This window comes from Microcystis sp. 49638_E5 (assembly GCF_021300285.1).
In the GTDB taxonomy this organism is placed as follows: Bacteria; Cyanobacteriota; Cyanobacteriia; order Cyanobacteriales; family Microcystaceae; genus Microcystis; species Microcystis aeruginosa_C.
In genome coordinates this window covers 43,383-64,858 of sequence record NZ_JAJTDH010000040.1, presented here as the reverse complement: position 1 = coordinate 64,858, position 21,476 = coordinate 43,383, and the positions used below count along the sequence as shown (strand labels likewise).

The 21,476-nt window shown below is 41.5% G+C and carries 25 protein-coding genes; 14 read left to right on the top strand and 11 right to left on the bottom strand.

Translation table 11 applies throughout. The annotated features are described in order from the left end of the window. Nucleotides 1–391 precede the first annotated feature (391 nt). The 3 genes from LW728_RS13065 to pdxH form a co-directional block, all read right to left on the bottom strand. Nucleotides 392–1,177, bottom strand: coding sequence for a trypsin-like serine protease (locus LW728_RS13065; protein ID WP_287766914.1), 786 nt, complete (start codon nucleotides 1,175–1,177; stop codon nucleotides 392–394). 118 nt (nucleotides 1,178–1,295) lie between these two features. Continuing rightward, nucleotides 1,296–1,598 carry a trypco2 family protein gene (locus LW728_RS13060; protein ID WP_287766913.1) on the bottom strand — a complete coding sequence of 101 codons (303 nt, stop codon included), beginning with the start codon at nucleotides 1,596–1,598 and terminating at the stop codon, nucleotides 1,296–1,298. 230 nt (nucleotides 1,599–1,828) lie between these two features. Next, nucleotides 1,829–2,473, bottom strand: a complete 645-nt coding sequence (pdxH, locus tag LW728_RS13055; protein WP_002802042.1) for a pyridoxamine 5'-phosphate oxidase — start codon at nucleotides 2,471–2,473, stop codon at nucleotides 1,829–1,831. A gap of 51 nt (nucleotides 2,474–2,524) precedes the next feature. Between pdxH and LW728_RS13050 the strand changes: the two genes are divergently transcribed. Beyond that, nucleotides 2,525–3,295, top strand: coding sequence for a segregation/condensation protein A (locus tag LW728_RS13050; protein ID WP_066029422.1), 771 nt, complete (start codon nucleotides 2,525–2,527; stop codon nucleotides 3,293–3,295). A 95-nt stretch (nucleotides 3,296–3,390) separates the two neighbouring features. Here LW728_RS13050 and tadA read toward each other — a convergent pair whose 3' ends face one another. Both tadA and grxC read right to left on the bottom strand, forming a co-directional pair. Then, complete coding sequence (gene tadA, locus LW728_RS13045) at nucleotides 3,391–3,885, bottom strand: tRNA adenosine(34) deaminase TadA (RefSeq protein ID WP_104398378.1); 495 nt, start codon at nucleotides 3,883–3,885, stop codon at nucleotides 3,391–3,393. Next, a complete protein-coding gene (gene grxC / locus LW728_RS13040) occupies nucleotides 3,870–4,187 on the bottom strand; it encodes a glutaredoxin 3 (RefSeq protein ID WP_002751734.1) in 318 nt (105 codons plus the stop codon). Before grxC ends, tadA begins: the two co-directional genes overlap by 16 nt. Before the next feature lie 137 nt (nucleotides 4,188–4,324). On the opposite strand from grxC, the gene LW728_RS13035 reads away from it, so the two are divergent. The 4 genes from LW728_RS13035 (at nucleotide 4,325) to ccmS (ending at nucleotide 7,587) form a co-directional block, all read left to right on the top strand. Further along, nucleotides 4,325–4,885, top strand: a complete 561-nt coding sequence (locus LW728_RS13035; RefSeq protein WP_002804573.1) for a 5-formyltetrahydrofolate cyclo-ligase — start codon at nucleotides 4,325–4,327, stop codon at nucleotides 4,883–4,885. 362 nt (nucleotides 4,886–5,247) lie between these two features. After that, nucleotides 5,248–5,565: a slr1957 family protein gene (locus LW728_RS13030; RefSeq protein WP_002762345.1), complete on the top strand. Its 318-nt coding sequence runs from the start codon at nucleotides 5,248–5,250 to the stop codon at nucleotides 5,563–5,565. Between the two features lie 413 nt (nucleotides 5,566–5,978). Further along, a complete protein-coding gene (locus LW728_RS13025; protein ID WP_287664422.1) occupies nucleotides 5,979–6,992 on the top strand; it encodes an aldo/keto reductase in 1,014 nt (337 codons plus the stop codon). Between the two features lie 154 nt (nucleotides 6,993–7,146). After that, nucleotides 7,147–7,587: a beta-carboxysome assembly chaperone CcmS gene (gene ccmS / locus LW728_RS13020; RefSeq protein ID WP_002802030.1), complete on the top strand. Its 441-nt coding sequence runs from the start codon at nucleotides 7,147–7,149 to the stop codon at nucleotides 7,585–7,587. Here the strand turns inward: ccmS and nagA are convergent. After that, on the bottom strand, nucleotides 7,543–8,694 hold the full coding sequence (gene nagA, locus LW728_RS13015) for an N-acetylglucosamine-6-phosphate deacetylase (RefSeq protein WP_287664425.1): 1,152 nt from the start codon (nucleotides 8,692–8,694) through the stop codon (nucleotides 7,543–7,545). The two genes, ccmS and nagA, sit on opposite strands and share 45 nt — an antisense overlap. Nucleotides 8,695–9,058: 364 nt before the next feature. Between nagA and LW728_RS13010 the strand changes: the two genes are divergently transcribed. From LW728_RS13010 to LW728_RS13000, 3 genes are all read left to right on the top strand, one after another. Next, entirely contained in the window at nucleotides 9,059–9,853 is a 795-nt protein-coding gene (locus LW728_RS13010) for a metallophosphoesterase family protein (RefSeq protein ID WP_287664427.1), read from the top strand. A 78-nt stretch (nucleotides 9,854–9,931) separates the two neighbouring features. Then, nucleotides 9,932–10,750 carry a SirB1 family protein gene (locus LW728_RS13005; protein WP_287664429.1) on the top strand — a complete coding sequence of 273 codons (819 nt, stop codon included), beginning with the start codon at nucleotides 9,932–9,934 and terminating at the stop codon, nucleotides 10,748–10,750. Between the two features lie 87 nt (nucleotides 10,751–10,837). Beyond that, nucleotides 10,838–11,302: a VOC family protein gene (locus LW728_RS13000; protein WP_002802022.1), complete on the top strand. Its 465-nt coding sequence runs from the start codon at nucleotides 10,838–10,840 to the stop codon at nucleotides 11,300–11,302. Here LW728_RS13000 and LW728_RS12995 read toward each other — a convergent pair. The 5 genes from LW728_RS12995 to LW728_RS12975 all read right to left on the bottom strand — a co-directional run bounded on the left by LW728_RS12995 (nucleotide 11,299) and on the right by LW728_RS12975 (nucleotide 15,198). Then, nucleotides 11,299–12,066 (bottom strand): TspO-related membrane protein, encoded by a 768-nt coding sequence (locus LW728_RS12995; protein ID WP_002802021.1) that lies wholly within the window; start codon nucleotides 12,064–12,066, stop codon nucleotides 11,299–11,301. The genes LW728_RS13000 and LW728_RS12995 overlap by 4 nt on opposite strands. Nucleotides 12,067–12,069: 3 nt before the next feature. Beyond that, nucleotides 12,070–12,549: a 3-hydroxyacyl-ACP dehydratase FabZ gene (fabZ, locus tag LW728_RS12990; protein ID WP_002734156.1), complete on the bottom strand. Its 480-nt coding sequence runs from the start codon at nucleotides 12,547–12,549 to the stop codon at nucleotides 12,070–12,072. A 93-nt stretch (nucleotides 12,550–12,642) separates the two neighbouring features. Next, nucleotides 12,643–13,782 (bottom strand): SpoIID/LytB domain-containing protein, encoded by a 1,140-nt coding sequence (locus LW728_RS12985; protein WP_002802011.1) that lies wholly within the window; start codon nucleotides 13,780–13,782, stop codon nucleotides 12,643–12,645. A 401-nt stretch (nucleotides 13,783–14,183) separates the two neighbouring features. Continuing rightward, a complete protein-coding gene (locus LW728_RS12980) occupies nucleotides 14,184–14,837 on the bottom strand; it encodes a Coq4 family protein (protein WP_287766912.1) in 654 nt (217 codons plus the stop codon). Nucleotides 14,838–14,907: 70 nt separating this feature from the next. Further along, a complete protein-coding gene (locus LW728_RS12975) occupies nucleotides 14,908–15,198 on the bottom strand; it encodes a YiaA/YiaB family inner membrane protein (protein WP_149978304.1) in 291 nt (96 codons plus the stop codon). Between the two features lie 159 nt (nucleotides 15,199–15,357). On the opposite strand from LW728_RS12975, the gene LW728_RS12970 reads away from it, so the two are divergent. The 6 genes from LW728_RS12970 (at nucleotide 15,358) to LW728_RS12945 (ending at nucleotide 21,021) form a co-directional block, all read left to right on the top strand. Continuing rightward, on the top strand, nucleotides 15,358–16,353 hold the full coding sequence (locus LW728_RS12970; protein ID WP_287766910.1) for a hypothetical protein: 996 nt from the start codon (nucleotides 15,358–15,360) through the stop codon (nucleotides 16,351–16,353). A 192-nt stretch (nucleotides 16,354–16,545) separates the two neighbouring features. Continuing rightward, the gene (locus LW728_RS12965; protein ID WP_287766909.1) at nucleotides 16,546–17,889 is read left to right on the top strand and encodes a P-loop NTPase fold protein; all 1,344 of its coding nucleotides are present in this window, start codon (nucleotides 16,546–16,548) and stop codon (nucleotides 17,887–17,889) included. A 2-nt stretch (nucleotides 17,890–17,891) separates the two neighbouring features. Next, nucleotides 17,892–19,820: a tetratricopeptide repeat protein gene (locus tag LW728_RS12960; RefSeq protein WP_287766908.1), complete on the top strand. Its 1,929-nt coding sequence runs from the start codon at nucleotides 17,892–17,894 to the stop codon at nucleotides 19,818–19,820. A 36-nt stretch (nucleotides 19,821–19,856) separates the two neighbouring features. Continuing rightward, nucleotides 19,857–20,069, top strand: a complete 213-nt coding sequence (locus LW728_RS12955) for a hypothetical protein (protein WP_104396960.1) — start codon at nucleotides 19,857–19,859, stop codon at nucleotides 20,067–20,069. Between the two features lie 305 nt (nucleotides 20,070–20,374). Continuing rightward, entirely contained in the window at nucleotides 20,375–20,638 is a 264-nt protein-coding gene (locus LW728_RS12950) for a type II toxin-antitoxin system Phd/YefM family antitoxin (protein ID WP_002796475.1), read from the top strand. Next, a complete protein-coding gene (locus tag LW728_RS12945) occupies nucleotides 20,635–21,021 on the top strand; it encodes a type II toxin-antitoxin system VapC family toxin (RefSeq protein ID WP_287766906.1) in 387 nt (128 codons plus the stop codon). Before LW728_RS12950 ends, LW728_RS12945 begins: the two co-directional genes overlap by 4 nt. Nucleotides 21,022–21,476 lie beyond the last annotated feature (455 nt).

Genomic DNA, 21,476 nt, shown 5'->3' with positions numbered 1-21,476 from the left:
GTCAGGGAGATTATGGTGGTGACCCTTGCTACGAAGCGGTCTTTTCTGACCAAGGTTGGGACGGTCTACCACCTCTCTCAATATACAAGGTTGGGTTGAAGCATGAAACCCAACACCCGCTAATGTTACGCTACCGCTAACCCATCCCAGGGTAAGCGCATCTTAACAATTCTTGACAAAATCAACTTTATGTGATTTGCTTACCCAGAGAGCGATTCAGGCATATTTGAGGAGAATTGGCCATCTCAATTGTTAAGCAAAAATCGACCAAATGTGAATATTTCGTAACTATTCTGATTGACTGGTATCACTTGAAATGCCCACACAGCAAGCGGTTCACAAAATTGGCTAATTGTCAATAGCGTTTGAGATGCTCTCACCCTGTTTGGATTCATCCCCAATCCCTCTGGCAACTTGCAAGGCTTCGGGTAACAAAGCAGGGGAAAGATAGGGACTGATTGCGATAGGAAGAAGATTTTAAAGAAGCGGATATAACGGGTTTAGGTTCAGGATCAATATCATGACTTTCTAATATCTCACCCCATTCGGGATTGTCATAAACTCTTGCCAAAGATTCAGCTTCTAAAGATTCAGGACGATCTGGATTTTGATGCCATTTCTGCACACCCACCACTAACCCATTACAAACAATTGCTGATCCCGATGTTCCTTGCCAAGGTGACTGATCTTCTGCTAATCTTTCTAACTGTTCATCGGTGGGTTGTATGTCTTGACTATCTTTAATATTTAATAACAAACGGTTATGAGGCGCACGATTAGACACATCGATAGTTCCCTCAATATGTAACCCTGTGGCGTATTTTATACCATCTTCAGAATACCGTAAAAATAAAGGAAAGCCCAAACAGTCAAATTTAACTTTTTTTGTGGTATTAGCATCAGGTAACACCCCAAAACCTACAGGATCACAAGTTTCGATAGTTTCTGGTAATTCTACTAAAGCTATATCTATATTATCGGGGGCTTTCCAAATCACTTGAGCGTCTATGTCTTGCTTATCAGAATAGTCTGATGCTGATCTAAATCGTACTTTACAGTCGTTACTATTATCAAATAGATGCCGACAAGTCAAGAGTAAACGTCCCCCAATTCGATAGGCAGTGCCGTATTTAGGGGCAACAATTTCTAAAGCGCGATCGGGTTGGAATTGGGGCATAACTTATCGGATTGATGTAACCTATTCTTCTGGGATGGCGATGGGTTACGCTTCGCTAACCCATCCTACAAATTAACTGCTTTGGGGGCAAGCATTGCGTCCCTAGGGGTATAAAATTCTAATCGGGAATATCATCACTTGCTGTCTTGATAGGTCCTCCATCTTTCCCAATGGGTTTAAGGGGAATTTTAATTCTATGGGTTATCGTATCTTTATTGGTGACACCCCCACCCATTTCTACTACCCAAAATTTCAGCCCACCTTTGCTATCTTTCGACTTTTCAACCACAAATTGAACCTCTAATTCAATTTCACCCACTTGAAAGCGAATCTGCTCACCCTCAGAGGCTAAAATAGATTTACTCAGTTCAACCCGCAATGCTTCTAAGGTTTCTCGAAGTCCAACTTTATTGATGTCCATAATTCTCTAGTTATTTTTGAAGGATGCAGACCAAAACCCTTTCAATTCTATCGTTTTTCTGAAACTTTAGGGCGGACGGATTGCCTTTCTCAAATGACATAATAGCCCAACCCAATCGCTAAGGAAAGCGCGGGTTGGGAAAAGACATCGACCTAATATTATCTCAAGACTAAAATGACAAATTGAATTAGTATCGAGCTATTTTGCCAATACAAGGTGTCAAGATCAAACTAAGGAGCTAAACGTTGCCTTTGCCAACTGCCATCTTCTTGACGATAATAACAGAGACGATCATGGAGACGACTGGGGCGACCTTGCCAGAACTCGATTAAACTAGGAATTAGGCGAAATCCGCCCCAATGAGGAGGACGGGGAACTTCACGACCCGCATATTCTTCTTTTAGTTCTGTCAGGCGTTTTTCGAGGATATCTCGCCCAGAAATCACTTCACTTTGATTGGAGGCCCAGGCCCCTAAACGGGATTCCCAGGGACGGACAAAAAAGTAATTATCCGATTCCTCCTCGCTGATTTTTTCTACAGTTCCCTCGATCCTAATTTGCCGTTGCAATTCTCCCCACCAAAACACTAGGGCTGCATTGGGATTGGCGATTAATTCCTGTCCTTTGGCGCTTTGGTAGTTGGTAAAGAGAACAAAACCGCGAGGATCGAAGTCTTTTAACAGTACCATGCGAGCCCGGGGTTTACCCTCCGGGGAAATAGTGGCTAAAGTCATAGCGTTGGGTTCCAATCTTCCCGAAGATACCGCCCGTTCTAGCCATTGTTTAAATACAATGAAAGGATCGGCAGATGTTTCTGACTCTAGCAATTCTTCGAGATTGTAGTCCAAGCGCAGGTCAGCGATCGATATGTCCATGGTTTTGCTTGCTAAATTTTATCCTTTGAGATCCTACAAGATTCTACAATCATGACTATCACCTCGGCCAGTGATGCGATCGCCTCTCTTTTAGAAATGGCGGAACAGGGAGAAATTGACCCCTGGGATGTGCAGGTTATTGATGTGATCGATCGCTTTTTGGCGGAATTGGGGTTATTAAATGATCTAGATTTAGCCATGGCCCAGGCTAATTTACCCCAATCAGGACAGGCTTTTTTATGGGCTTCTATGTTAGTTTTATTTAAGGCTGATACCCTAGAAAGATTGTCTTTGGACCAGCAAGAAGAAAGTCTGATTGATGAGGAAATTAGCGAGTTAGAACGGGAATTAAGAACTTTACCCCGTTATCTAGAAAATCATATTCGCCGTCGTACTGCCGCCCCACCACCGCGCAAAAGACGGGTAACTTTACAGGAGTTAATCACTCAATTACAACAGATTGCCCTAGAGATTGAAGCTTTACCGAAACTGCCTGTAGTTGTCCCGAAACCCCGGCCCCAATCCCGACGGGAAGCGGTACAAATTATCACGGAATTGGCCCACCAAGAAAACCTGACAGAATTGGCAGCGGAACTGGACTTTTTTTTGCAAAGAAAGTTTTTTCAATTAGAGAAAAAGGAGATAGAGTTTGAGTATTTATTAGATTTATGGCAAGCGGAAAAACCCTCTAGTCACTCGGCAACACAGGAAAAGGTGGCGATTTTTTGGGCTTTACTTTTACTGGCTTCTCAATCAAAAGTGGAGTTAAAACAGGAGGATTTTTATCAGGATTTAACTATTTGTTTGATTAGGGTTTGCTGAAAAAGTTTTTTCTAGAGGCAGGGTGTGCGGTGTCGGGTGTGGGGTTTTAAGCTAAGAGGCATTACAGCTTATTGACTCCTATCTCCCTGACTCCTTTAAACATTTCTTTTTTTCTCAAACCATGTTTGTAATAATTCCCCCGATTCCTTAGCTAAAATTCCCGCGATTACCGGTAAACGATGGTTAGAAAAAGGACTATCTATAAAATTAGCCACAGTGCGGATAACTCCTGTTTTGGGATCGTCAGCACCGTACACTAATAATCCTAATCTAGCCTGAATAATTGCCCCGGCACACATGGGACAGGGTTCGAGGGTGACGTAGAGGGTACAATCATTTAAGTGCCAATTGCCTAAAACTTGACTAGCGGCACGAATCGCCAGAATTTCGGCGTGAGCGGTGGGATCATGGTGTTTTTCCTTGCAATTAGCCCCTTGAGCGATTAAATGTCCCTGTTTATCCACGATAACCGCTCCCACAGGTACATCATCCCGATCCCCCGCAGTTGCCGCTAAATTTAAAGCTAACTGCATCCATTGCCGATGTTTCTCATAGGCTTTTTCATCAATAGACTTTAGATAGTCCCACATTTAGCCAGTAAATTATCTAATTTTTTCTGACCATCCAAAGCATACAAATCATCACAACCACCGATATGTTCATTATTAATAAAAATCTGTGGTACACTGCGTTTACCGTTGGACCGTTCCGCCATGGCTTGACGAGCGCTTTCATCCCCATCAATCTTGTATTCGGTGTATTTTACCCCTTTCCAACCCAGCAACCATTTGGCCCGAATACAGTAGGGACAAGTTGCCCACGTGTAAATTTCCACATTGGCCTTGATATTCTCGTTATAACGCCCAAAAAGCGAGTTAAATAGATTTAGCATCGTTCTTACTAAGTAGTTAGGTGTTAAAAACTGTCAGATGCCCCCCTTATTAAGGGGGGATTAAGGGGGGATTAAGGGGGGATCCATCTTCAATTTAATTATAACCAGCTACTTACTCTCCTATTTATCTCTATTTTATGGATTCTGCTACCAAAAAAGCCCAATTACGCAAACAACTAATTACCCAAAGACGATCGCTTCCTAAGCATATTTGGCAAGAAAATAGTCAGCAACTTTGCAAAAATTTACAATCTTTACCCCTCTTTCAACACGCTAAAACCATTCTCGCTTACTTCAGTTATCGTCAGGAGCCGGATTTAAGTTCCTTATTTTGCCAACACCATCGCTGGGGTTTTCCCCGTTGTGACGGAGATAGCCTGACTTGGCACTGTTGGACTGCCGATGATCCCCTAGAATTAAATCGTTATGGCATCTACGAACCAACAGCGATCGCTCCTCTCATTTTACCTGCCGAAGTGGACTTACTATTAATTCCCGCCGTCGCTTGCGATCGCCAAGGTTATCGCTTAGGTTACGGGGGGGGTTATTTTGATCGTCTCTTACATTCCCCCGAATGGCAAGCTATCCCCTCGATCGGGATTGTCTTTGACTTTGCCTATCTCGATACCCTTCCCGTCGATACTTGGGACCAAAAATTACAGGCAATCTGTACCGAATCGAGAACCGAAATTTTTTAAGTAGGTAGGTATTAAAAACTTTCAGATCCCCCCGCCTATCGGCACCCCCCTTATCAAGGGGGGCAGGGGGGATCGAACCTCAAACCCATTTTTAATTTAATTATAACCAGCTACTTAACAATTATTTCCTTTTGTGCGATCGGTTTAACTTATATAGGAGCGATCGATCTTTGTGTCCTTTGTGTCTTTGTGGTTCGTTCTGGTCGTTCGCTGGCACTGTATCTTAGAATACATTTTACCCACCGACTACTCATATATTAAGTTTTATTGAATCCGATCGACCCTTAAGATAGCTTTGCTAGGATGAAATTCACATCAGGAGATGTTTATAGTAATCACCGGAAAAAGTCAACAGGGAAGCAATGAAACACTTTCACGAACCATGGATTCAAGAATGGTGTCAAGAAAACGGCTGGACAGAGCTATTTCTCGAACGCTACAGTAATTATTGGGCATTCCCTCCCAATGCCGTGATGCCAGAACCAATTCCCACCAAAGTGTTACAAAACATTAAGCGCCAAAAAGGTCTATCCCCTGCCGAAAAACTTTGGTTAGGAGTGGCGATCGGATTGACTTTGACAGCTTTAATTCTCTGTATCACCCTCGCTTGTCCCATGCCTATAGTTCTCGCTTTCGCTTTTGATGCTGTCACCGCAGCGCGATTGGAAGTGGAATATTAACCCAGCAAAAATTGAGAAGTAAAAACCCAAAAAGGGGGAGATTTTTCCGAAAGTCTTCCCCTTTGCCGCTTTTTTCTGGATAGGTACGATCGATCTGTTCAACGAAACAGGGTAAAATCGGGCGATAATTTAAGAAAGTAGATTCATCGGCTTTTTAGCCGTCAGGAGTCAGTATTTAGGAGTCAGGAGATTATTTTTATTTATTCTCCCCACTTCCTTCTCCCCACTTCCCTCTCCCCCCACTCCCCAATTGAGCATCTCATTTATGCAAGTGAGTAATTATACTTATCCCTAAAACTGTTTTCTAGCAAGGCTTTCAAAATAGCTTGACATAAAAACCTGATTTAGGGGTTACAAAGGTGAGATGCTCCCCTCCCCAATTCATAATTCATAATTCATAATTCATAATTCCCATGTCCGAATCTCGTCGCTTACAGTTTACCCCCGATCTGGAAATTTGTCGTATTTTGAACGGAATGTGGCAAGTTTCAGGCGCCCATGGTTCGATCGCACCCCAAAAAGCGATCTCTAGTATGTTCTCCTATCTAGATGGCGGTTTCACCACTTGGGATCTGGCCGATCATTACGGTCCGGCCGAAGATTTTATCGGTGAATTTCGTCGTCAATTAGTCGCCCAAAGGGGCATTGATGCTTTAAATAATCTGCAAGCTTTCACTAAATGGGTTCCCCGTCCGGGTAAAATGACTAAGGAAATAGTCGAAAAAAATATCGCTATTTCCCTACGTCGCATGGATGTGGATAGTCTCGATTTATTGCAGTTTCACTGGTGGGATTATCGCGATAAAAATTATCTAGATGCCTTATATTTTTTAGGAGAATTACAACAGGAAGGCAAAATTAAACACCTGGCCTTGACTAATTTCGACACGGAACATTTAAAAATTATTCTCAGCGCCGGGATTAAAATAGTCTCCAATCAAGTCCAGTTTTCTCTAATCGATCGCCGTCCCCTCGTCAAAATGGCGCAATTTTGCCAAGAACATAACATCTATCTACTCGCCTATGGTACTCTAGCAGGAGGCTTATTAGGGGCAAAATATCTCGGTCATCCCGAACCCAATGCCATGAGTCTCAATACCGCTAGTTTACGGAAATATAAAAACATGATCAATGCTTGGGGAAACTGGCAATTATTCCAAGAATTATTAACCGTTCTTAAAGCGATCGCTGATTCCTATCACGTCACCATTCCTAATGTGGCAGTGCGTTACGTTCTCGAACAAAAGGCCGTAGCCGGGGCAATTATCGGGGTGCGTTTGGGTGTTGCTGAACATATCCAAGAAAATGCCCGTATTTTCGATTTTCAATTATCCCCCCAAGACTATCAAAAAATTGATCATGTCTTGCAAAAATCCCGGGATTTATTGCAGTTGATCGGTGATTGCGGTGATGAATACCGTCGTTAAGTAGGTAGGTGTTAAAAATTCTCAGCTTTCCCCCCTTATTAAGGGGGATCCCCCCGCCTATCGGCACCCCCCTTATCAAGGGGGGCAGGGGGGATCGGCACACCCCTTATCAAGGACTGATAACTGATAACTGATAACTGAAAAGAGGCTAATGATGAGATTTGAACAACCAATCCCCGATGATCCCGCTAATCAATGGCGCTATCAATTAGATCAATTCGTGCAAGAAAATCAACAGGAATTAGCCGGTTTAATGTGGGGTTTACTCTCGGAATGGGGAAAAGATACCCAAGAAACCCTGGGCATCGATCTTAAACCCCAGCCCCATTTTGTCTGTTGTTCTAGGGAGGCTCTAGAGAAATTAAATCGCCAGGTTAATCGCAAAATTCAAGAGATGCTTGGGATTATTTATCGCTATAATCCCAGCGAAGAAGTGGCTATAGTTGCTATCGGTGATGGTCAGGTAAAATTGATTTATTTTCAACCCGATCTTTCCCCTCCTGAATGTTTTGATCGCCTCGAAGTGGATCTCGATACTCTCATTCAACAGTTAGAGGCCAAAATGCTGGCGGAAATCCAATCTTTCCCAATTTGATGCCGATTGCCAGCGCAAAAAGTTGGCAGGTTGTCCCACGGATAAACCCGCTAATCCGATCGCTTTTCTGGGGGATTCTGTCCCTAGAAGAATCGCTGTTTCTAAATCACATATTCCCCAGTTAACTAAATTGGCTACTCCTTGTAATAAGGGTAAGGTTGTTCCCGCTAAAGTACCATCAAAAAGTCTTGCTGTTCCCTGTTTAACTTCAATTTCTCTCTCGTCCCAAGGATAGACACCATCTTCTAAACCGATCGGCGCTAAAGCATCACTAACTAAGAAAATTCCTCGATGATAATTACTGGCTTTTAGTAATAATTCTATCATGGTTGGATGGATGTGTTGACCATCGGCAATTAACCCACAATACACATCGCGATTGATAATTGCTTCCCCTAATAACCCCGGTTGACGATGGTGTAAAGGAGGCATGGCATTAAAGGCATGAGTAACCATTTTTGCCCCCTGTAAAAAGGCTTTTTTGGCTATTTCTTGACTCGCTTGCGAATGTCCTAAACTGACGGTAATCCCTCGATCGCTTAGGTATTTAATCACCGTACCGCTACTATCTAATTCTGGGGCTAGGGTGATAATTTTTACGATCGATAAGTAGTCCCCAAAGATTTTATCTATTGTTTCTATACTTGGGTTTACAAGATATTGGGCCGGATGCGCTCCCCTTTTTTCATAGTTTAGAAATGGTCCCTCTAAATGTACTCCTAAAACCTGCGCGCTCGCTCGATTTTCCTGTTGCTGTTTCTCGATATATTTGGCAATTACTGAGAGGGATTTTTGAAATTTCTCCACGGACGTGGTTACTAAGGTGGGAAGATAACCATCAATTCCTTGATTCCCCAGATAATCGCTAATCTTATCTAACTTTTCTAGATCTGTTATTTCTAAGTCGGGAAATGCTAATCCTAATCCTCCGTTGATCTGTAAATCTACTCCTCCTAACGATAGCCAATCCCCTTCCATATCGATAATCTTTTCCCCTCTTGTCTTTCTCTCCATCTCCGTTATCCTCTCGATCTTTCCAGCAGCATTTATCTCTATTTGTTGTCGATCCTGATGGGCGGGAATTCTAGCGTTAATTAGGGTTATCATAGAAGCAGAAAACTAATTTTTTTTATTATAATCTCGAAAAAAAACTTTTTTTTTGATAATGCTTGACAAGTGTGCATTTTTTTGAGATACTTTTTTATATAATGGGAATATTTGTGCCTGCTGTCATACCCTTAAGTCCGATTATATAAAAACTGATCATAAAAAGATAATACCATAACCTGCCCGCTTCCTGTCCAGAAATTGCAAAAATACTTTACAAAACAATTACAGCCTTTCTGCCGCAGTTCTTAGGAGGGAGTGACTGTCAGAAGGAAAGCTTTGTCCTATAATAAAATTAAGACTTTATAAAAACTACTTTTTTAGCGATAAAAGAGTAGCAATCTCAGTGATTAGGGAGGGGTGTGTGTTTTTTAGAAAAATAAGGAAACAGACTCAAGAACCGCGCCGTATTATTATCGGAGATGTGCATGGCAGTTTTCAGGCACTTTTACGACTATTAAACCGAGTTGCTCCCGATAGTAAGGATGAGGTTTATTTTCTGGGAGATTTAATCGATCGAGGACAGCAGAGCTTGGAAGTGGTGGATTTGGTGATCAAAAATAACTATCAGTGTCTCCTAGGAAATCATGAATATATGCTCTTAAAAGCTCTGGCAGGAAAAGAAGTTTCTGAAAAATGGTTTAACGGCTGGATCGAGAGTGGCGGGGCGGCGACACTACTAAGTTATAATAACAATATACCCGCCGAGCATATCAATTGGTTCCAATCTCTACCCGCTTATTTAGACCTAGGAGATATTTGGTTAGTTCACGCGGGAGTACACCCAGAATATCCCCTTGAACAGCAAACAAACGAGCAGTTTTGTTGGATTAGAAACGAATTTCATGCCATGACCCAACCCTATTTCAAGGATAAACTAATTATCACAGGTCATACTTTAACCTTTACCTTTCCCGATGTCAAACCGGGACAACTAGCTCGCGGCAACGGTTGGCTAGACATTGAAACTGGGGTTTATCATCCTCAAAGTGGTTGGTTAACTGCTTTAGATTGGACAAATCAATTAGTTTATCAAGTGCAGTCTCAAAATAAAAATTGTCGCACGATCCCTTTAGAAAAAGCCGTGGTTAATCTAGATATTGAAAAGATTTCTCGCTACTTCTCCAGGGAAAGCTCATCTAAATCACTGAACCTTTAATGGTGATCGGAAAAGAGAAGCGATAAAACCGGAAGCATCAGTTAAAATAGTTGATAATCTGATTAATACCCTTTTCTAATGACCCTTGAACTATTATACCAAGCCTTCATCGAAACAATTCAACATCCTGACCCTGAGATAAATCTAGCTCGGGCAGCCCTACAAATAGCCAATTTTGAATATCCGCGCCTCAAGATTGATCACTATTTAAATAGAATAAATTTAATGGCTGACGAGGTAAAAAAACGCTTACCCGATAGATTATATCCTTTAAAAATAGTCAAGGTTATCAATCAATATTTGTTTGAAGATTTACAATTTACTGGTAATACCCAAGAATACTATGACCCCCGCAATAGCTACTTAAATGACGTAATCGAGCGCCGCACGGGTATTCCGCTCACTCTCTCGATTATCTACTTAGAGATTGCCAAACAGATCGATTTTCCCATGGTAGGAATTGGTATGCCGGGCCATTTTATTATCCGTCCCGATTTCGAGGAAGTGGAAATTTTTGTCGATCCCTTTCACGGTGGTGAAATCTTATTTAAACAGGACTGTCAAGAAAGATTAAGTCAAGTTTATCAACAGCCAGTTAAATTAGAAGAACATTTTCTCAATATTGCTACCAATCAGCAAATTTTATTACGTTTGTTGACTAATTTAAAATATATTTACCTGAATCGTCAACAATGGTCTCAGACAATTCGGACAATAGATCTACTACTTTTGCTCATTCCTAATCATCCCCTAGAGCTGCGCGATCGAGGTTTAGTTTACTATCAAATTGGACAATTCAGCCGAGCGCAACAGGATTTAGGCTTCTATCTTGCCCTCCTACCCAACGCCCAAGATGCGGAATCAATTCGGCAATTATTGCAAAAAATTAACTCTTAAGTTGCCCATCGTCAGGAGATTATTTTTATTTGTTCTCCCCACACCCCACACCCCACCAACAAACTTTTTCAGCAAACCCTAACTAAAATGACTATTAGCCCTTCCTTAACCACAAAAAAACTCAAAATTGGTCAACTGCGAAAAGTCCATCATATCGCTTTCAACGTCAAAGATATGGAGGCTTCTCGTCATTTTTATGGGGAAATATTAGGCTTAGAGGAATTAGTGGGGGAAAAAATTCCCACCACCTTAAAAGAATTAGTTGCCCAGGGAAAAGTGGCCAATTTTATCACCCCCGATGGTACAGTAATTGACCTATTTTGGGAACCAGATTTAAACCCTCCCGACGACAATCCCGAAATCGCTTTTACCCGTGCCAACCATTTAGCCTTCGATATTGTCCCCGAATGCTTCGATTTTGCCCTAGAAGTGCTACAAAGTCAGGGAATTACTATTGCTAGTGGACCCGTGACCCGGCCGACTGGGAGAGGGGTTTACTTCTACGATCCCGATGGCTTTATCGTCGAAATTCGCTGTGACCCCGCATTTTAACGACTCAGAGGACGAAAACTGCCACTAAAAACCAGAAAAGTTAGGATAATCGCTAATATAATCGCCGTTATCGCAATTAGAGGCAGAGAAATATGTTTAACAGCGATCGCCAAGAAAGCCCAGATAAACACCCCGATAAAAGCCCGATCTTTTCGGTTTAAACCGACTAAAATTGCGATTATCGCCCCGATAACCAGGATTATTACCGTCCAGATCTGGTCAGTTAGACCCCATCGCTGCCAGTCGATCCAATCTAGCACCGAAGCGACGTTGACAATTGTGGCCACGGTAATCCAAGCGAAATAAATACTAATAGGAGCATTAACTAATAAACCCTGTTTACGATTGACAATCAAGCGATTAATTTCTAAGCGGAGATAGAGCCGGATGAGAGAAATTAAAATGCCTAGCATTGCCAGTAAAGACAGGGCAAAAAAACGGGATTGAAAAAGAATTACCCAGAGAATCTGACAAGCACTAGCGATGGCTAATTCGTAGCCTAACCGACGCAAACGCGGTTCAGTTTTATTAAAAGCCAAAGCTTGGTAAATTCCCAGACTAATTAAACCCAGATAAATTAATCCCCAGATCGCAAAAGCATAATTAGCGGGAACAATTAAGACATCTTGAAAAACTGTATTCGAGATAGCCCCGATATTTTCGCCCTTGAGAGGAAAAATATTAGCGAAAATATTGGTAATAAAAGCCCCTAGAATAGCAAATAAATTTAGTTCTTGTCGGAGACGATCTCGATCAAAATTCATAGGTCAATCAAAGACGGAAAACATCATTTCGCCCTGGGCGGCCAATTGCCCATCGACTCTTGCTTCCCCTTGCATTTTAGCAATTTTATTCATCTTGAAGGATAATAATTCCACCGTCATGATTAATTGATCTCCCGGCACCACAGGACGACGAAAACGGGTTTTATCAATGCCAGCGAAGGCAAAAAATTTCCCTTTCATCCCGGGTAATTGGGTCAAAATCACTCCCCCCACTTGGGCCATGGATTCAACAATTAACACCCCCGGCATCAAGGGACGACTGGGAATATGACCGGGGAAAAAAGGCTCGTTGATCGTGACATTTTTTAGGCCAACGGCTTTTTTACCTGGTACATAGTCAATAATCCGATCAACTAGGGCAAAGGGATAACGATGGGGCAGTAGTTGGCGAATTTCCTCGACGGTAAAGGTAGTTTTTATGACTGGTTCCAACTCGGTTAAGGCTTCGGTAACGATGGTCATGCAAGTCAAAAATTACAAGTGAGATCAGACATTATCTCACAATCAGTTATCAGTTATAAGTGATCAGTTTACTGGAAACGGCTGACAGCCTTTTTAATTGGGCATTTCAGTTAAACGAGCATTTTGATAATAATGGCTGAGAATGCGGTCATAAGTCACCCCTTGGTCAGCGAGGGAAAAAGCGCCCCATTGACTTAAACCGATCCCATGACCGAAACCGCGACCATTAATGGCAAAAGTACCGTTATTAGCTGAAATCGTGAATAGGGTACTACGCAGCTCGAGTATTCGCCGTAATTGGGTATCAGAGATTAATTTAGAGCCTTGATCGCCCACTATACGCATTCTAATCACTCGTCCGTGGGGAGTGGTCCTTTCGGGAGATAGCGATCGCACACGACCGACACCACCGATTAAACGGCCTAATTCCCCGGCGCTAAAGTTTTTTGACCATTGAAATACCGGGGCCACTTGGTCGTAATCGACGACACCGCGCAGGTAGGGTAAGGGGGAATTCCAAACATCCTCGACATTTTCCGTGTGGCCCCCAGAGGAGGAGTGAAACACCGCTAGAATCGGTTTGCCGTTGAAACTCATAATTTGTCCGGCGGTGGCCTTAACTGCCTCGTGGGTGCTAGTAAACTCGCTTTCTAGACCCTTATAAACTTGGGTGCGGGTGGTAGTATCAAGATCGTAGATGCGATTGCCGGAAGTGTTCATTTGGTAGAGAGCATAGGTACGCGCCGCCACAGATTGGGCTTTTAAGGCCTCTTGCGGCCAGGAGGGAATCGCCTCCGCACCGACGACACTATAGAGATATTCCTCTAAATCGACTAAATTTAGGGCTGTCACCCCAGAACCTTGCCGAATGATCCTTGTGCGTCCTCGATACCAGCGATCGTTAATCCAGACGTAACCATCATTCTCCGGTTCGATGATCAATTGACTGGCCTGCCAATCGGCCAAACCCACCGCTTTTCCTCTGGGATTAGCATTGAGGGCATTCATGGCGGTTAATTCTCCTAGGACTCTCCCGGCCCCATCTTTCACCACAGCATCGGTGGAACTACCCACGGAGACGGCACTAACACCTTTACTGATGGCAATGCGTAATTCGACAGCAGCTTGGACTGGAGCGATAATCAAAGCCCAAAAAACTAGGACGAGCCAACTATGAGCAGGCAGGCGCTGCAGGTAACTGCTCAGCAGCCTGGCTGTGTGTTTATTGGTCATGGGGGTCGGACTCCTCACACAATCGATCGATAATCAATTTTAACCGGACTGGGATTTTTTGGCTACTCCGGTTCGGAAAAATTTTTCCCCTGTCACTTTTTCCCGATTGTCTGAGAATTTTTCTGTCCTCTGACCCCTGAATGGGCAAATCGTCTTATTTTCTCCGATTAATCGGGATTTATTCGGTTTAGTCGATTATTCTAAGTAGGGAGGCGTTAAAAATTATCATATGCCCCCCTTATCAAGGGGGGATTAAGGGGGGATCGGCACCCCCCTTATCAAGGGGGGATTAAGGGGGGATCGGCACCCCCCTTATCAAGGGGGGATTAAGGGGGGATTAATCAAAGACAAAATCTATCCTCAATTTAATTATAACCACTTACTTAAGTAGTCCAGCAAAATTAATTTCCTAGGTTCGAGTGGACGATTGCCAATTCTTGCCGCCAAACTAGCAGGGATTTCTCCCAAGCTAGTTCCCATTTTTGCGCTAAAAAAGGTCGAGTATTTTTGCCCAAATTATAGGCGATGACAATCTCTTTGCAGAGAGAATGTAAGGAAAGTGGCGAAGAAAATAAAGCTCCCAATAATCCCCCTAAAAGTAGTACAATAGCTAGAGGGCGACGAGTTTGACTTAATTCAAAAGCTTTCAGCTGCAATTCTCCCATGCCATCGACACCAAAACCCGTGACTATATGCCAGATATCGTGAGTTTGCCGTAGGCGAAGCAGCAGATAATCTGTGTCGGAATTGACCTGAATAGACCGATAAAAATTAGGATCAAAATTGAGACTAATTAGGTGAGTAGCATAATGATAACCTAGGGAATCTTCCGGGAGTTTTAGCAAGGTTTCTAAACAGGGACTAGCGGCTAGATATCTTTGGGCAATCATTTGGGCGGTAGCTCGATCGCTTTTAACATATTGCAAAGATAATCGCTGTAACCAACTCTCTTTTAAGCCATCTTCAATATCATATACAGACATAATGTTACTGGGATTTTGTAAAAGAGAAATTATTCCTTTGGTCACACTGATTAGATTAGTTGTGAATAGCATATAAACTCTCCTAAGTCAGAAAAAAGAGTGAGAATAATCGAAAAAACTGATAACCAATAACTGGGAAAAACTACTCCTTATAGGGATCGTACTGACTCAATATCCGTTCTAACTTTGCTTCGTCAATGCGATTAATTAAGCGTTTAGATTCTTCGACATCACGGACAGTTTTTGATAAATTAATGGTGGAACCGACGGTAAATAGTAAACCCATGCCTAAATAACCTTTAATCCACGCATCTACTGGTAGATAAATAACTCCTAAAGAAGTGGCAGAAATAGAGACAATAAAAGATAACCAAGTTTGAAAAATCCACGCTTGAGTATGACTGGGAGCAGTACCGTATTTTTTATCGTTCATAATCGTCTCCTAAATGTTTCTACACCCATTTTGTCTCTTCTAGAGGTGCAACAACAATGAGCGCTATCTAGTAGGGGGAGGGTTGAGAACTGGGGTGAAGTGGGGTGAAGTGGGGTGAAGTATCAAGTATAATCGTTGTCAGAATCTAGGACCGAAAAGATGGAGAGCAAACACCTGAAAATTTGGTATTCTTGGGAAAAACAAGAACAAATGATCGAGCGCTTGGTGGGGAGAGTGGGATTAACCCGGGTGCGTGCCACTTGTTTTCTGCGTCTCTGGATTTATGCGATCGCCAAGGAAGGACAGGCAAAACCCCCTTTATCCCAGTTAATTTTTCCCACCACTGCCATTATCTGTACCCATCGGCAAGCATCGGATTTATTTTATCAGGATCAGGACCAGGGCAGCGAACGCTCGGCGGGTATGATGTTAGATAAATTAGCGGCCCTTGGTTTAATTGAAAAAATTTTTGACGGCAACACAACCAGAATTAAAATCAAGTCAATTACGGGGATTTTAGAGCCTGATAGCTCGGAATCATCTGTAGAATTGCAATTAGATCAATTTAATCCCCGTTGTGATGCGATTCCTGTGGCTAACTTGCTGACACGCAATTATAACTGGATGAATCGCAATGCTGAAGCAATTCCCCATCGCATTTCTCGTCTGTTGCGGGGTTGGTCAAAAGATTACACCACAGGTATGCGAGTTTTGCGTCGGGTAGATAATCTTAATCCCGTCGGTTTTTATCTCCTCTATCCCACCGCAAACGAGTCGGAAGCGAATTTTTTTACCTCTCCTAACAAGAGTTTACATCTAAGTGCGATCAACGAACAGGATCCTTTTAAAATGGCATCTGTGGGAGATGAAAATTGTCTTTCGGTATTTATTCGCAGTTGGATGATTGATGCTAATTATTTAGAAAAATATCGTTTAATCTTCCTGCAAGATGCCCAAAAAACTCTCCAGATAATGACCTTAGATTTTCCTAATCTCTGCGATTTACATACTTTGATTATTCATCCCGATTATGAGAAATTAGCCGCCGTCTTGGGATTTCAAAAAACTATTCAGGAATCCCCAAACTCTATTTATTGGATGTATTTAGGACTCGATCGCTTTTTATCCCTAGATATGAGTGCAATTCAATTTTAATCGGGAGTGGGGAAATTATGAATTATGAATTATGAATTATGAATTGGGGAGTGGGGAGTAGGGGGAAAAAATCCATAACTGGGTTTTTGAAGTTCGATCGAGAGTTAGTCGTAATATTAAAAGCGGATTTGGTATAACATCTTGTCAATAAGTATTGTTATAATAATGACATCAATTAAGCTATAGTCGCCTATGTCTGAACAATTGATCGCTAATCTTGCTAATGCCTTTAAACCAGTTCCTTTACCTGCCGATAGTCCCTTTTATGTGGATCTAAAAGCAGTGAGAGCGGATGCTGATGTTTGTCAAGATTTAGGCAGAAAAATTATTCGTTCGCTGCCAACAGAGTACACCCATCAACTCTACACAGGACATCGAGGAGGGGGGAAATCCACGGAATTATTGCGGCTGAAAAAATATCTAGAGCAAAAAAATTGTTTTGTTGTTTATTTTGCGGCAGATGAAGACGATATCGATCCAGAAGATGCTCAATATACAGATATTCTCATTGCCTGTACGCGCCATTTATTAGAACAACTAAAACAGGCTAATTCAACCCCCTTAAAAAACTGGATAAAATCTCGTTGGCAGGATTTAATTGATTTAGCTTTAACAGAAATTAAAGTGGAAGATGTCAAATTAGAAACGGGAGACTTGATTAAATACTTTGGTAAATTGTCTGCGGCGATTCGGGCAATTCCCAGTCAAAGACAAGAAATAAGAAATAAAATCAATCCTCATACTGTTACGCTGTTAACAGCACTAAATGAGTTTATTGATAATAGCAAAACTGTCTTAGATGATTCAACAAAATTAGTGGTAATTGTTGATAACTTAGATCGCATTGTACCGATATATCGGCGAGATCATAAAACTAATCATGATGAGATTTTTTTAGATCGGGCTAATCAATTAAAGGGGTTAAATTGTCATTTGATTTATACTATACCTATTTCAATGGCCTATTCTAATCGGGCTAATGATCTACGCGATATTTATGATAATGACCCGATGGTTTTACCGATGATTATGATCCGCAATCTTGATCGTACTATTAATCCTGATGGTATGGCAAAAATTAAGGCTATTATTGAGAAAAGAACGCAGCAATTTTTACCGAAGAAAAAGCTAGAAACAGATATTTTTGAAAGTCAAGAAGTTCTGGAGCGATTATGTTTAATGACTGGAGGTCATGTACGAAACCTAATTTTATTAATGCAAACCGCTTTAGATCATGTGGATGCTTTACCTATTACCGCAAAAGCTGCTCAAAGAGCAATAACTCAAGCTAGAGATGTCTATCAGAGAACAGTAGAACACGAGCAGTGGAAAATTCTGGCTAAGGTATATCGTACCAACGAAATTCAAAATGATGAAGCTCATCGTAAATTATTATTCAATCGTTGTATTTTACAATATGCTTATTTTGATGCAGATGCAGAGTTGAAAAGTTGGTATGATGTGCATCCTTTAATTACCGAAATTAAGGAGTTTAAAGACGCAATCCTCAGCCAACCCACACCGGGAGGAGTATAATAATGACAAACCCAAAAGTAAAACCCTTAACTAACTTTCAGGAATCGGATTTTGAAGGATTGCGAGAAGAGCAACCCCTAACAGCAGCAGAATCCTATCAAGCATTACTGCGATCGCTGAGACGAAAAAATGGCTTTAATTTACTCTTTGTTCGCTGTTCTCCCGTGCAAGCTGATGAGATTATTCGGAGAGTCAGTCAAGATTTACCTAATAAAAATATTCAAGTCCTGCAGCTTGATTCAGAAACCGATAATTTGTATGAGAAAATTGTCGATTTACCAAATTATACCAATCTAAACATTCTTTTTGTGCGCGGTTTAGAAAATGCACTACTGCGCTACGAAGAAGCGGAAAGTGAAGGCTATTTCTTGTCGAGTCAAAGTCCGGTTTATGGGGGAACCTGGGCCGGAGTTCCTAAGATTTTAGGCTATTTAAACTTATCCCGTGAGCGATTTGAGCGGCAATTTCCCTTTACTTTAGTATTCCTATTGCCGGAATTTGCCTTGCGGTATTTTATTCGTCGTGCGTCGGATTTTTTTGATTGGTATTCGGGAGTTTATGAATTTCCGACGGATAAGGACATATTGGAAAGAGAAATTAGAAGACTGGTTTATTTAGACGGCGATCTCGATACCTATAAGCAATTTACTCCCCAACAACGACAGGAAAAGTTAGCCGAAATTAAAGCCTATTTAAGCGATTCCCCATCTCTCGATCCTGTTCAAGCATCTGAATTGTGGCATAAAAAAGGCCTAATTCATGCAATGGGAAAAGAATACGAACAAGCGATCGCATCTTACGACAAAGCTTTAGAAATTAAACCCGATGACCATGATGCTTGGAACTACCGAGGGGTTGCGTTAGATGATTTAGGCAGATTTGCAGAAGCGATCGCATCTTACGACAAAGCTTTAGAAATTAAACCCGATGACCATGAAGCTTGGTACGGCCGAGGGTTTGCGTTAGGTAATTTAGGCAGATTTGCAGAAGCGATCGCCTCCTTCGATCGAGCTTTAGAAATTAAACCCGATTACCATGAAGCTTGGAACAACCGAGGGATTGCGTTAGGTAATTTAGGCAGATTTGAAGAAGAGATCGCATCCTTCGACAAAGCTTTAGAATTTAAACCCGATGACCATCAAGCTTGGTACAACCGAGGGTTTGCGTTAGGTAATTTAGGCAGATTTGCAGAAGCGATCGCCTCTTACGACAAAGCTTTAGAAATTAAACCCGATTGCCATCAAGCTTGGTACGGCCGAGGGTTTGCGTTAGGTAATTTAGGCAGATTAGAAGAAGCGATCGCATCCTTCGACAAAGCTTTAGAATTTAAACCCGATGACCATCAAGCTTGGTACAACCGAGGGTTTGCGTTAGATGATTTAGGCAGATTTGAAGAAGCGATCGCATCCTACGATCGAGCTTTAGAAATTAAACCCGATGACCATCAAGCTTGGTACAACCGAGGGAGTGCGTTAGATGATTTAGGCAGATTTGAAGAAGCGATCGCATCCTACGATCGAGCTTTAGAAATTAAACCCGATTTGCATGAAGCTTGGTACAACCGAGGGGTTGCGTTAGGTAATTTAGGCAGATTTGAAGAAGAGATCGCATCCTACGATCGAGCTTTAGAAATTAAACCCGATAAGCATGAAGCTTGGGATAATCGAGGATATGTTTTAAGTTGTATGGGACGATATAAAGATGCACTAGAATCTTGTGATCGTGCTATTAAAATTAATCCAAATCATGCTAATGCTTACTACAATAAAGCTTGCTGTTATGGCTTACAAAATAATGTGGAATTAGCTATCGAAAACTTACAAAGCGCCATCAATCTTGATGTCGAATATCAAGATATGGCGAAAACAGATAAAGATTTTGAGCAGATTCGGGGAGATGAGCGGTTTCAGAGTTTCCTAAATCGAGTATAATAATATATATTTGTATTTTAGCTAAGGAGATATTCTATGACTAACACCTACACAGCTATCATTCAGCCAGACGGAGATTGGTGGATTGGTTGGATAGAAGAAATTCCGGGAGTTAACTGTCAAGAAGCATCTCGTGATCAGTTATTAGAAACCCTAAAAATTACTCTTAGCGAAGCATTAGAATTGAATAAACAGGAAGCAATTTCCGCTACTAGGGGAAACTACCAAGAAGAGAAAATTGTTGTATGAAACGCAAACAGTTTATTGATCACGTCCTGTAGGGGCGAAGCATTCGGATAGGAAATCTACGGTTTCAGCGATAAGTTATTGCCCGAATCTTCGCCCGTACTTTTTCAGCAAGTCCTAGCCATTCTTGGTAGTTTAACCCCCAATTAAATAAAAGATCTGCGATTCCAAGACATACCGGAGTGATAATTATCACAATTGGTCAATTCAGCAATGGGAAAAAGTTGCCAAACCTTTATTAACTTGTGAGGCAGTTATCACTGAATCCTGTTTTATTTTGTGAAGTAAATAAAGAGAGAAAATTATTCATGTCAAACAAAACTATTGATCTCAATCAAGTACAGTTAACTTTACAAGAACTACTTGCCTTAATAAAGGTAGATACTGAAATTATTATAACCGAAGGAAACAAGCCTGTAGCTCGTCTAATTCCTTGGGGAGATACTGAAAAAACAACGTCTGAAACTCCTTCTCCTAAGTTACGACAACCAGGACTACACGCTGGAAAAATTGGGACTAGCGAAGATTTTGATGAGCCACTTCCTGAAGAATTTTGGACAGGTGAATCATGAAATTTCTTTTAGATACCCATACATTTATTTGGTGGGATAGCGAACCAGAAAAACTCTCTCAAAGAGCTTTAGAACTGTGTAGAAATCCTAGTAATACGCTATTACTTAGTATTACAAGTATTTGGGAAATGCAAATCAAACTACAACTAGGTAAACTATCACTCAAGATACCTTTAGCAGAAATGATTAATACTCAGCAGGAAACTAACCAAATTGGCCTTTTATCAATTACAGTCAGCCATGTTTTAGCTTTAAATACTTTACCTAACATCCATAAAGATCCATTTGACCGCTTGTTAGTTGCTCAAGCTAATCTTGAAAATGCTAGACTGATTAGCCATGATTCAATATTAGCAAAATATCCTGTTCAGATAGATTGGTAGATAGGACTTGCTGAATAAATGTTAAATATAGACGAGGTAAGAGTTTTAGGGTTCTGTTTTGCTCTCACAGGTGCAAGATTTTGAGAGAATCGTCGTTCAAAACCTTGCGTCTTCATCGGCCCGCGTCCTGTAGGGGCGAAGCATTCGGACAATAACCTATCGGTGAAACCGTAGATTTTCTATCCGAATGCTTCGCCCGTACTTTTTCAGCAAGTCCTAGCCATTCTTGGTGGTTTAACCCCCAATTAAATAAAAGATCTGCGATTCCAAGACATACGGAAATTAGGGATATTCTCGCTAATAAAATCTGCAAAGATATCGGAATACCACTAATAAAATAAATCGTTCATCAGTCTTGATGTCAAATATCAGGATCTGGCAAAAACAGATAAAAATTTTGAGTAGATTCGGCGAGATAATCGGTTAAGTTAAGTAAATAAAAAAAGAGATAACTA